The sequence below is a fragment of the Acinetobacter sp. NBRC 110496 genome (assembly GCF_000876115.1).
GTDB lineage: Bacteria > Pseudomonadota > Gammaproteobacteria > Pseudomonadales > Moraxellaceae > Acinetobacter.
The window spans coordinates 1-10,919 of sequence record NZ_BBTF01000081.1; the positions used below are offsets into that span (position 1 = coordinate 1).

General features: G+C 36.0%; 13 protein-coding genes. 3 read left to right on the top strand and 10 right to left on the bottom strand.

Annotated features, from left to right (window positions below; genetic code table 11):
- Positions 1-89: 89 nt before the first annotated feature.
- Positions 90-842 (bottom strand): hypothetical protein, encoded by a 753-nt coding sequence (locus tag Aba26S_RS19705; RefSeq protein ID WP_043041556.1) that lies wholly within the window; start codon positions 840-842, stop codon positions 90-92.
- Between the two features lie 130 nt (positions 843-972).
- Between Aba26S_RS19705 and Aba26S_RS19710 the strand changes: the two genes are divergently transcribed.
- The gene (locus tag Aba26S_RS19710; RefSeq protein ID WP_024160906.1) at positions 973-1,614 is read left to right on the top strand and encodes an N-acetylmuramoyl-L-alanine amidase; all 642 of its coding nucleotides are present in this window, start codon (positions 973-975) and stop codon (positions 1,612-1,614) included.
- 38 nt (positions 1,615-1,652) lie between these two features.
- On the opposite strand, the gene Aba26S_RS19715 is transcribed toward Aba26S_RS19710, so the two are convergent.
- On the bottom strand, positions 1,653-2,186 hold the full coding sequence (locus tag Aba26S_RS19715; protein WP_043041555.1) for a hypothetical protein: 534 nt from the start codon (positions 2,184-2,186) through the stop codon (positions 1,653-1,655).
- 189 nt (positions 2,187-2,375) lie between these two features.
- Between Aba26S_RS19715 and Aba26S_RS19720 the strand changes: the two genes are divergently transcribed.
- Positions 2,376-2,804 (top strand): hypothetical protein, encoded by a 429-nt coding sequence (locus tag Aba26S_RS19720; protein ID WP_043041554.1) that lies wholly within the window; start codon positions 2,376-2,378, stop codon positions 2,802-2,804.
- Positions 2,805-2,879: 75 nt separating this feature from the next.
- Here Aba26S_RS19720 and Aba26S_RS21520 read toward each other — a convergent pair whose 3' ends face one another.
- From Aba26S_RS21520 to Aba26S_RS21530, 7 genes are all read right to left on the bottom strand, one after another.
- A complete protein-coding gene (locus Aba26S_RS21520) occupies positions 2,880-3,542 on the bottom strand; it encodes a hypothetical protein (RefSeq protein WP_227553516.1) in 663 nt (220 codons plus the stop codon).
- A 20-nt stretch (positions 3,543-3,562) separates the two neighbouring features.
- On the bottom strand, positions 3,563-3,940 hold the full coding sequence (locus Aba26S_RS19730; RefSeq protein ID WP_005006227.1) for a hypothetical protein: 378 nt from the start codon (positions 3,938-3,940) through the stop codon (positions 3,563-3,565).
- 75 nt (positions 3,941-4,015) lie between these two features.
- A complete protein-coding gene (locus Aba26S_RS19735; RefSeq protein WP_227541429.1) occupies positions 4,016-4,966 on the bottom strand; it encodes a tyrosine-type recombinase/integrase in 951 nt (316 codons plus the stop codon).
- 92 nt (positions 4,967-5,058) lie between these two features.
- Entirely contained in the window at positions 5,059-5,547 is a 489-nt protein-coding gene (locus Aba26S_RS19740) for a hypothetical protein (RefSeq protein ID WP_228135110.1), read from the bottom strand.
- Between the two features lie 114 nt (positions 5,548-5,661).
- Positions 5,662-6,507, bottom strand: a complete 846-nt coding sequence (locus tag Aba26S_RS19745; RefSeq protein WP_043041552.1) for a hypothetical protein — start codon at positions 6,505-6,507, stop codon at positions 5,662-5,664.
- A 118-nt stretch (positions 6,508-6,625) separates the two neighbouring features.
- Entirely contained in the window at positions 6,626-8,572 is a 1,947-nt protein-coding gene (locus tag Aba26S_RS21525) for a hypothetical protein (RefSeq protein WP_252322569.1), read from the bottom strand.
- Positions 8,573-8,619: 47 nt separating this feature from the next.
- The gene (locus tag Aba26S_RS21530; protein ID WP_235831665.1) at positions 8,620-8,844 is read right to left on the bottom strand and encodes a hypothetical protein; all 225 of its coding nucleotides are present in this window, start codon (positions 8,842-8,844) and stop codon (positions 8,620-8,622) included.
- On the opposite strand from Aba26S_RS21530, the gene Aba26S_RS19755 reads away from it, so the two are divergent.
- Positions 8,834-9,691: a hypothetical protein gene (locus Aba26S_RS19755; RefSeq protein ID WP_228255336.1), complete on the top strand. Its 858-nt coding sequence runs from the start codon at positions 8,834-8,836 to the stop codon at positions 9,689-9,691. The genes Aba26S_RS21530 and Aba26S_RS19755 overlap by 11 nt on opposite strands.
- A gap of 217 nt (positions 9,692-9,908) precedes the next feature.
- On the opposite strand, the gene Aba26S_RS19760 is transcribed toward Aba26S_RS19755, so the two are convergent.
- Entirely contained in the window at positions 9,909-10,598 is a 690-nt protein-coding gene (locus tag Aba26S_RS19760) for a hypothetical protein (RefSeq protein WP_005006214.1), read from the bottom strand.
- Positions 10,599-10,919 lie beyond the last annotated feature (321 nt).

The window sequence follows — 10,919 nt, forward strand, 5'->3', positions numbered from 1 at the left end:
CAAAATGTCATACACTGTCATTTTTTAGTGGCAAGTACCAGGTGCAATTCTTTTTACGGTGTATTACACCGTAGATGTTTTGAGTGAGCTTAGCTGGCACCGTAAAAGTTTTGATCGACAAAATATCCAAAGTCAACTGGACTGTTAATCCATTTGCTAAACAAAACGTGAAACAGCAAATTATTGTAGTCTATATATTTTTCATAATTGTTCACGATACCTAAGTTCAGCAAGTTTTTTTCAAACTCAATGCGTTCAATGGGTTCTGATTTCACAAATGCATGGATGGATGCTTTGATTACATGATAATTATAACTTTCTGATGGACATTGACGTTCACATGAAATAATTCCAGCTTCAATGAACAAATTAATATTACGCTGCCAAGAACGTCCGTGAATGTGGTAATTCAGGCAGTCACCAAGTTTTTGCAGATCTGACAATTTAAAGGATTTGTTTTGGCAAACTGCAAAATATGTAAAGGTAAAATAACGATATGAAATATCTTTTTTTAATGTCTTAAACTTAGGATTGTCATAAAAGTTAACATTAGCATTCGTTCTATATATTTTAAGGAACAGCTCACCATACTTACTTAATCTATAATATTTAGATGAGCGACAAGTAGAACGCCCTAGATCCTCTATCATCCCCAATTGGACCCAATTTTTAATAAGACGCTGAATAGAACGAACGAGCCATTTAGACTTATAACCCTCTAATTCATCTATATAGGTGCCTTTCAGGAAGTGAACACTCAATGGTCGTGGGTGATGTTCTACAAACTGAGTGAACAGTAGATGTATAAATTTTATATCCAAAATTGTATTTAGAGCTCTCATGATAAGTACTTTAAAACCATATAATGCAAATAGCCTTAATAATTTTTTTTAATTAAATATACTTAAAACCCTAATAATAGCTTAAAGGGTTTTAATTGTGCTAAAGCTAAAATGTATATCGATATTAGCAATGTCAATCATTACACAATCTATCTTTGCTGAAAATTCAGTAGTACTTGATGTTGGCCATTCACCAAAACAAGCTGGATCTACTGCAGCTAACGGCTATCCTGAATACACTTACAACCTTAGCATGGTCAATTCTATTGAATACTTTCTTAAATCGCGTCATGTCCAAGTGCTCAGATCTTCAGTGAATGAAGATAAAGTCTCACTGGTTCAACGTGCGACCAGATACCCTAATGCTAATCTTTTTATTTCGGTGCACCACGACTCAATACCTACTGAGCTGACCAAGTACAAGAATCAACTCAAAGGTTTTTCAATTTTTGTATCAAAGAAAAATCCAGAATACGGAAAAAGTTTGAAATGCGCCAATCTCATTGGCCAGAACCTAAAATCAATTGGTGAAAGCCCTTCTACTTACCATGGCATGAATATACCAGGTGAAAACAAAAAGCTTTTGACCTCAAATGGCGTATATCAATATGACAATCTAGTGGTCCTGAAGAAATCACAAAAGCCGGCGGTTTTAATTGAGATCGGCGTGATTGCCAATCCTGAAGAAGCAAATCGCTTATCTAATCAGAAAGTAATCTGGAAAATATCTGAAAATATTGCTCAGTCGATACAGCAATGTTTAAACCAATAAGGTGCATGCTGCAGTAATCAATATGCACCCCTCTAGAATTAGAATCTTATGCCGACCGTTTCACCATCATCATTGACCGCACCAGCATCATAAGTGTTATGCCATACGCCATTAATCATGACCAAGTGTGGCGCCCAAAATGACACTGTTTGAATATTATGCAAAACATCATCTGGCGTATCGAAACTAGAAGCACCTATATAGCGGAAGAACATCAAGTTTTCGCCTAGTTCTTCAATATACATTTCAGGATCAAAGTCATCCAAAAACTCTTTATCTTCACGTATCACTTCGTTTAACTCAGTTTCAACGAGTTTGAGTAAAGCGGTAGGCGTAGGTAAACCATCATAAGCCCATTCAGACTCTTTACCTTCAAGTTCCATCCCATCTTTAATATCAAATGCAGCGACATATCCAGTAAAGTAATTTTCAGCTTGCGAGAAGTTATTCGGCATGTCTTGATAGTATCCATCAAGTACGGTCTTAATCTTTGCCAAGGTTGCATCAATCGTACTTTGAATTGCACTTTCAGCACGTTCTTGAGCTGTACCTCTTTGCTTAGCTTGCCCCATGTGTACCCCCTGATTATTCACATTTTGACTAGTATTTTATTTCTAAAGCCTATTGTTTCAGCACTTTAAACCGATTCAGTATATACCAAAGGTTTGCTATTTATATTTCATATATACGATAAGTCTCAAATACTACAAATGGCTTGGTAGCTAAGTGATATAACATGTTTTTGTACTTCAGGCTTTACAATGCTTTTCTCAGATTATCTAGACCAACATGCCGTTATTCTTGCGCTATGTTTGGCAATCTGCATATCTTCAGTTGTGGTTTATACAAAGTATAGAACTCTACGCGCCGTTTATCTTACTGGTGCATCCCTATTCACTTTAACCGCCACAATATTTCTATCGATCGGATTTTATTTAACTACATTGGATGTATCTGCTTCAGATAGAAAGGAGATCCAAAGCATTACTTCTCAAGTGAGCCAAGACAAAAATATCGCTTCAGCAATTGAACTCAATCAAAGAAATAACTATGAATTATTGGTTGCAGTATCTCAAAAGAAAAACCTTACCTACTCAGATCTAGGCAGTATTCAATATGGCCAAGTACGTGACACAGTAAATTTGACGAAATATTCTCAATACAAAACTTTGGTGAATGCTGAGTACTAATTTTTATTGTTGTTTGCGTTGTTCAAGAACGCTGATTTATGCACTACTCGTTGTTCTTCCTCATATCGTATCACTTCATGAGCCACGCAATATAGAGATATATTTCTTAGACATTGTTTCCATAAAAGTTCTGGATAGAGTTTTGTATAGGTCAGGAATGTTCTTTTCCCAAAACAACAATATTTCACCCTTCGTTTTGCATAATTTAAAATCATCGGTATTGGTGAGATCCTCTACCTGTTGAATCATCACTTCCCTTTCTTTTTCTTTGGCTTGTTTTTCTAAAACTTTTTGTTCCTTGATTTTGTCTTGTTCAGACAAAAAGTTCCTACTTTTCTCGCGTTTTTCACTGTCAGTAATGAACTTAACCAAGTGGAATAAATGTTCCATCCATTCATCCGTATGGGTTAAGCCAAGGATGCAACCATTTAGATTAAAGCCAACATTAACCAGGCCTATATCTGATGATGTTTTATTTCTGATATTCAAAATGACATCTTCATCCAGTTCATTTTCTGCAATGAATTCGTCTATATAGTGTTGGTACTCTGGAGATAGAAAACCGTCAAAGGTATATCGAACAACTTCTACCAGTAAAAAATTAACCCCGAAAAGTTCAATGTGTTTTTCAATCTCCTCAACAGGGATTTCCAACTGCATTGTAGATACGAGGCTTTCTACGTGGACCAGTGGCTTACCAATTTGCTGTAACTTTTCATAAAGCTCATTTGCATTCATGGGTTGGTTCAATCCGTTTTTTATATTTTATTCAGCACAGCCAATGTCGCATTGAGCATATCGACTGAAACCTCTAATTTTTTTGCTAAACGGGCCATGTGGCCGTCATCAAGTATTCTTAATGCCTTATGTAATGAAGTATAGTTTTTTAGCTCTGAAAACTCTTCAATTTTTTCATTGATATAGACATCATCTAAACCAGCTTCTTCAAAACACTCAATTACAGATAAGCCAACATATGAAAGTTTCTGTTTTTTAACATATGTTGATTGTTTTTGGTCTATTAAACCAAGTTTCACAGCAATTTTGTGGCTTTCACCACGCTTAGGTAGTCGATTGTTTGTGATGACCCTTGTATTGAAAAATTCTTTTTTTACTTGTTCAAAAGTCTTAGCCATTACGGGCACCATCAAAAGTTAATTATTTCGATCGTTTACGATATATCTTTAGAAGTACAAGAAGCGAATAAATTATTAATCTTGGTTCGCTCTAGCGCGTGGATGTGCATCTTTATAAGAACTAATCAACGTTTCGTGATCTACAAGAATATATACTTGTGTCGAAGATAGTGATTTATGACCTAGCATTTCCTGAACGGCGCGAATATTTTTTGTTTTGTTATACAAGTGCGATGCAAAACTATGTCTCAAAGCATGAGTACTACCAATATTTCCAGAACCATGCGCCTTTAACAGAGCTGTAATGCATGCACCTAAATGGTTTTTCGCAATATGTTTGCCAGATGGTGCAATGAATAAATATCCGCAGTCTTCTACTCCAGCTTTTGAAATCCAACGATTACGAACTAAAAGCCAAGTAGAAATAGCCTCTAGTGATTTTTTTCCTAAAAAAACAATCCGTTCATTATTTCCTTTACCCAATACCTTTAGTTGCATAGCACTGAGGTTGATATCACTTAGTTTGATGGCATGTAATTCAGAGATACGTAAACCGCCAGAATAAGCAATTTCTGCAGCTGCTAGATCTCTTAACTTTTGATTATTGTATTTCGGATTTAATGGCGTCTTGTTATCAAGTATCTCATTCAACGTATTCACGGCGATCGGGCGCGGTAAGCTTTGGTTTTTGAACTTAACCCGAATGTCAGAAAAGAAGTTTTCAGGTATATATTCCTTACGCAGACAATAGTTCAGGAAGTTTTTTAAAGCTGATAAATTTTTGTTGAGTGTTCTTGCAGAAACAATATCAACATCGATTCGATGCAACCGAAATGATGTGATGTAATCGCGGTCTAGTTCCAATAGATGTTTACCTTTAAAAAAAGGCATTTCTAACATCAAAAGTAAGCTCTTTTTGTATTCATTAATCGTCATGTCGGACTTATTTTCAAGCTTCAGGCTATCAAGCCATTCTTGAATCAATTCCTCATTCGACATGCTATGCATGGATAGATTTTCCGACATATGAATACCTAAAGCTCTTGAATAGTTTTCTCTAGCTGAACCTGTTTGTCAGCTCCACTTAATTTTATGACAATCTGCACAATATCCATATATTATTTTACTGAGATTTTGCCATCTGCTTTCGCAGCATCCACGGTCTTACGTAAAAATGGATTGTCTGCATATTTTTGGAATAAAGGGAACGCTTTAAGGTCATTCAGCGCATCAGCATTAATTGAGTCATTTGAATGTTTAATGATGCAATTTTTCACCTGGTTTTCAGGTGTTTTGATGTAGGTCACTTCGGGCATGAATGGCTTGATTTTTGTCACCAATTCCACCTCATTAGAAGTTAAGCAACTATATACAATTTGCGATACTGGCTCTTTTGGACCACTAACACTCCACCCTTTCGTCACTAGAAAAAACGGTATTTTTGAATAAGGATACTTAAACGTATCATCAACAAGCTTATTAAATTGATGTGCAGTTGATAGGTAGCGATCGGAAGAAAAAACATCGATATGCGACATATCATTCGGCACTTCTGAGCATCCCCCGACCATGATTACAGTGGCAATTGATAGGAGAGCTTTTTTCATAGTTTTAACCTTAATTTGATTAGTGGGAAAAGCAACTTATAACTTTTGCTTAGGCTACGGTTAATAATTGTACCAAAACATAAAAATAGCGGTCGAGATAGACCGCTTAATGCATTAGAAATTGAATTTTTCAGTGTTGTACGCATAGATTTTATTGATATCAATGCGTTTACCTTGCATGGTTGTTATTGCAGTTGGTTGGAATTTAATTGCAAGATCTTTAATTTCAACGTCTTTCCATTCTGGCATGGAAGACGGTATATCAATAGTGCGGCGCTCTTTGGTACGGGTAGCTGGTATCCAGTGGTTTAACTTAACCATTGAGTCACCTAACAATGTACCTGTTTTGCGATCAACAATGCGTAAGTTTCCTTCCACCGAACGTATTTTTAAACCAGAATAGTTATCAATTCCATAAGTAAATGTGTTTTGGTTTTTACCGTAAAAACGTACTGTAAATTGATCGCGCATATAATAATCGTAATGTGCTTTTAATACCTGAAGCATAGTTTCACGATCTACAACATTTTCGACAATATCTTTGTCAGTACGTAAGGACTGCAGTTTATTAAGTGCTGGTTCAACATTCAATTGTTCGTCTGATACGTTTGGATTAACTAAAGGGTTACGTTGAGGGTAGAAAATATCGTTTAAGTAAGCTGTGTGCTGAACTAATAAATACATCGCTCGTTGTCGAGTATTCATCTGTTGATAAAGGTGAGCTGTCGCTTTGTATCGTTGATTTGAATTGTTCTCAAAATAGCTATCAGACAGTTTATATTCGCTGATTTCAGGTGTAAGGCCACCAGCAACAACACTAAAGTTTTTAGATGGCGTTAAAAGCCCCACGTAAGCTTCTTTAAAGTTTGGATTTGGGGTTGGTACATCATCATAAGCAAAAGCAGTATGTGCTATTACAGTACCAAGGATACCCACCATCGCAGTTTTTAATAGTTTCATTCAGTATTCTCTGTATAACTTTAAAAGGGTTTTATGTTTGAAAGTATAATACTTTATTTTTGTGCATTTAAAAAACCACTATTTAAACTTAAAGTAAAAATAATAATATTCCTTAAACCTATTTAACGCCATTCGTTAAACTATCGCTTAATCTCATTAGTCTTTTAAAGGTCAGGTAGTTTTTTGGTAGTAGTTTAGAATTAAGCGTTAAATTTGAGCATTGATCTAAGTCAATTTGGGCATTTTGATCGATAGGAAAGAGTTGTCCTTGATATGCAAAACCAGTCGAATTTTTAGCGATCGACTCAATCAAAAATACACCGTATTTATCTTGTTCCGTGGCCACTGTACTTAAACCACCTAAGGATGTAATCAGGTTTTTAAAATATCCTGGTATTGCGTTCTTAGTACGTAAGAATTCTATTTGATTTTCAAATGCTTCAGGTGTGAGACATAACATAAAAGCATTTTTCTTTTCTTCTGGCGTTTCAAATACCTTGCCATTGGTCCACGACAGGATATTCGGCTTGAATACATGCAGTACTTCAACCGATTTAAGAAGATCCGCTACATTTGTTTTATGTTGTTCATCGGCTTCAGGCACAAACTGATTTTTGGTATATACCGCAGTACAAAACCACTCATAATCAATTAACTGATTATCGGCATCTAATGGTTCATACAGCAAATACACGGCGCTATCACGCTTAATGGCCAACAGTGGTGATACTGCATATTGTTCTGCAAACTGAGTGATTGCATCCAAGAGCTCACTTGATATGTTGAGTTTTTTGGCATTGAATTCATCGCAAATTAACAGTAATTCTTGAGTGAGTGTTGGTACCACGTTTAACGGCGAACCAGTCTTGTTCAGCATCTCGTTAATAGCATTCTCAATTGCCCCTTTTGTTAGGCTATTGATGAACTGCAGCTGCTCTAATGAGATCCCTTCATGATCCAAAGCCTGTATGACCAGATCAAAAGCATGACGAATTTTCTTCTCAAAATGGTTTGCGTACGATAATCCCCAAGCGTCAGAAAAAAACGAGACTGTTTGTTCTGTATAGCTGGTATTCATTAGGGTTTTGGCAAGTTGCGCGTTACCGATTAAGTCACTTTCATCTTCTAATTTTTTACGCAAGTACTTCTCAATACCTTGTTTGCGAACGTACTGGATCTTCTTCAGGTTTTGACTTGATAGCCAAGTCTTATATTGCGATACAGCATATTGAATGTTCATATCGGCATATGCAGTAATACGGCAAGGTATACCATCAAAGAACGTTGGTAGAAGCACCTGTAAGAGCTCTAAATCACAAAGAGAAGCATAGATAACGCCGTCAGCCACTTCAAGGTCTGTAATCTTCACTGAGAATGAGTGAATACCGACTCGAACCAGTATTAATTTATCGGTATTTATTAGCACCGCATCATAAGAACTTTCACTGGTGATATTGTTTGCTTTAACCCATTTTTCCCAATGGTTAACGATATGGCCAGAAAGCGCTTCACGAGTATCGAAAGGTTGATCTAGATCTGCAGTTGCACTTATGAACGTATCTAAGCTAAACGCATATCGTAAAGGCTTTAGCTCGATATATGTCTCAATCGCTGTTGTATGTTGCTGAATACCATTAGTAATGCTTTGGAGCTTCAGTGCATAGTTCAAAGCCTCAAGCTGGAGCACTTCATCATCACCGATCTGCTGAAACACCGATGTAGCATATGAAAAATTAGTTTGTTCGCCGTGAATATAACGTCTTTCTTGCCCAATCTGCAGATACAGATTTTTGGCATCAGATTGGACTAAATCTAGGTAATTTTGTGGCTGAAGATCCTGAGCAAGTTGCGTAAAAGGTATTTTAATTTTTGATACTTTAGGTGCTTTTTTGAAACCTTCAATTGATGTCGGGAATTCAATAACATCTAAAATAAAATCTAGGTTTAAAGGTTTAACATCTATGATCAAATGGTTTTTATAAAAACGTCCAATTAGGTTATTAAAAAAACAAACTTGGGTTTTATGGTTTAGCATAAATATACCTTTATGAATCTTAAAGATCATCTTATAATAGTAGTATAAGTTTTAATACTATTTATCATGTGGTATTTTTAAACAAAGATAAAACTTTTAGTGAGTTGTTTCATGACAGAATCAGTTGTACCAAATAATAGCGCTTCAGAGAACGCACAAATACCAGGTACGATCGGAACATCAGCCGTTGCAGAACACAAGGGCGATAGTTTTAACGGCACAAGCATCATCACGATTGGTCGAGTTGACTTAAGTAGTTCTATTGAGCCTCTATTTGTACCAGTCTCAACATTGTGGTCCATCACACCGGGTAATTATCCTTTAAGCGCAGAAAATATTAAAAACTGCACGGCAGTACGATTTGAGGGTGAAGAACTACTTACCCAAAACTTCGCATTAGGCTCAATTGTGGTTTATAAAATCAATGGTGTTTTAGGGAACCATGTAATTGTGGTCAGTGAGGATCGAGACGGCGGTAACGATAACCGTGCGATTTACTGCAATAGCTTCAATACAACATGTAATATCTTATCTCAGTACGGTATTGCCTTCGCTGAGCTATATCGCCGCAAAGTATTAGAGCTTGATCAAGTCCTCTATACCAACCTCAATAGATCCCTTTTACAAACTCTCTATGTAGAAAATGAAACTGACGTTATTGATTTAGAGTGGAATACAAAGCACCACCCTACTCTATACGTTCATGCGTCAAACTTAGTTGCATCTGAAGAGCACGGTTTTGTGAAATATGATGGTCGTATGGCTGGTATTGGTACCTTTTCTACAAAATGTCTAACTGCAGACCGTAACGGCAACTTAATTAAACCAGAGCTAGCCTTCCTCAATAACATTATTGAAATTAATGTTACTGAAAAAGATGCGTTAGAGTTCTTGAATTGCTCTATTACGAATAACCGCTTCTTTTCGCGTATGGTTGATCAACTCAAAAGTGCTGGTCGTAAAGAATATGACTTCATCACGAACAACATTGATTTCTTCGCCGTACATGTGAAGCTTAACCTTGAAGAAGATCGTCCTAAAATTACGCGAATGGTTTTAGCACCAGATTTACCAATTCTGGAAAACTATTTGTATAAGCAATACGATCCAACCTACCTTGGTGAAGCCGTTGACGACTTAATTCAGTAATACAGATCTAAAAAAGCTAAAAGCCTACAATGTAGGCTTTTTTTTTGATCACGACTATTATCACTTGGAGTATCACGATCTTCTGACTGAATAAGATTGCGAACTCTAGGAGCAACACCCTGATCCCAAGAATATTCTTTACATATAGGAACAGGTAAAAAATAACTTTAAAAAAATAATATAGTTTGTTCCTAAATATTCCTTACCTGTTTAGTGATTAAGGCGCTTTAAAATTCAATTGGATTTTATAAGTGTTCAAGACATCTGCTATAACAGTACCTTCAGGGATCTCAATCTTATCCCCTACTTTGTATGTGTTCACAAATTGCCAAAACACCGCTTTTTCTTGTGGATCTAAACGAGAAAGGATGTATAGATAAGCAGATTCAAGCTGTTGTTGGCTTGCATAACTATCTACTGATACTACTGGCGTAGTTGCGAAGTTATAGTTCAATTCATCAAGAAGAGCTTCATATACAGTCGTACTTGCATACTTGCTGTATTTACCCTTGTTTTCAGGAACCGTATAGCCGTGGTTGTAATTGATCATACGAGCAACGTAACTGGCCAATAGTTCCGAGTTTTTAGGGTTTTGCTGTAAATAGTCTTCCAGCTTGGATTTATCAGCTTCGTGCGCCGTTAAAACCACTTCCCCGTTATTAATAACATTCAAGTTAAGTTTAATGCTCTTAATTTTACGAGGCGGTTGTTCAAATTCCGCACCATTAAAGCGATGTTTAACATTGATATAGTATTGTTCAATTGCATTCGCTTTAACTAAGGGAATTGGTGAAGATGATACAATTGGAGTTTGTGAGACTTTAACGGTTGTGTTGTTGGCATAGAGGTGTGCTGATAGCGAGATTGTACCAATCAGTAAAGCTAAAGTACGTTTATTAAATACCATTTTAAACTTTTCCAGTGAAATAGTCGGTGTTATTTGTGAGAACCAGTTTTACTTTTAAAACTGCTTCTAAGCTGTCTTTACAAGATTATACTATTTTTAACATTGCATCACTAATAGTCCTTAAACATTTTTAGTTAATTCGTATCAATCACCGTTAAAACTATCTAATATGTTTAAGAAGTTTAAGCACCCTTTAAAATTTGTTGTGTATTAGGTTTATGGAAACGATTTTAAATTCCTTTTTGTTAAAGTCTATAATTTATTCATTATAGAGGTGGATCAGGAAATTTGAACAACACCTATAAGTGATATTTTGCTCCC

What these genes read in the sequence shown, in the direction of transcription:
- Aba26S_RS19715 (WP_043041555.1), bottom strand. Translation starts at nt 2,186, where the DNA reads ATGGGGCAAGCTAAGCAAAGAGGTACAGCTCAAGAACGTGCTGAAAGT.
- Aba26S_RS19705 (WP_043041556.1), bottom strand. Translation starts at nt 842, where the DNA reads ATGAGAGCTCTAAATACAATTTTGGATATAAAATTTATACATCTACTG.
- Aba26S_RS19730 (WP_005006227.1), bottom strand. Translation starts at nt 3,940, where the DNA reads ATGGCTAAGACTTTTGAACAAGTAAAAAAAGAATTTTTCAATACAAGG.
- Aba26S_RS19740 (WP_228135110.1), bottom strand. Translation starts at nt 5,547, where the DNA reads ATGAAAAAAGCTCTCCTATCAATTGCCACTGTAATCATGGTCGGGGGA.
- Aba26S_RS19745 (WP_043041552.1), bottom strand. Translation starts at nt 6,507, where the DNA reads ATGAAACTATTAAAAACTGCGATGGTGGGTATCCTTGGTACTGTAATA.
- Aba26S_RS19720 (WP_043041554.1), top strand. Translation starts at nt 2,376, where the DNA reads ATGCTTTTCTCAGATTATCTAGACCAACATGCCGTTATTCTTGCGCTA.
- Aba26S_RS21520 (WP_227553516.1), bottom strand. Translation starts at nt 3,542, where the DNA reads ATGAATGCAAATGAGCTTTATGAAAAGTTACAGCAAATTGGTAAGCCA.
- Aba26S_RS19710 (WP_024160906.1), top strand. Translation starts at nt 973, where the DNA reads ATGTCAATCATTACACAATCTATCTTTGCTGAAAATTCAGTAGTACTT.
- Aba26S_RS19735 (WP_227541429.1), bottom strand. Translation starts at nt 4,966, where the DNA reads ATGTCGGAAAATCTATCCATGCATAGCATGTCGAATGAGGAATTGATT.
- Aba26S_RS19760 (WP_005006214.1), bottom strand. Translation starts at nt 10,598, where the DNA reads ATGGTATTTAATAAACGTACTTTAGCTTTACTGATTGGTACAATCTCG.
- Aba26S_RS21525 (WP_252322569.1), bottom strand. Translation starts at nt 8,572, where the DNA reads ATGATCTTTAAGATTCATAAAGGTATATTTATGCTAAACCATAAAACC.
- Aba26S_RS21530 (WP_235831665.1), bottom strand. Translation starts at nt 8,844, where the DNA reads ATGGACCACAATGTTGAGACTGGTACAAATAGAGGCTCAATAGAACTA.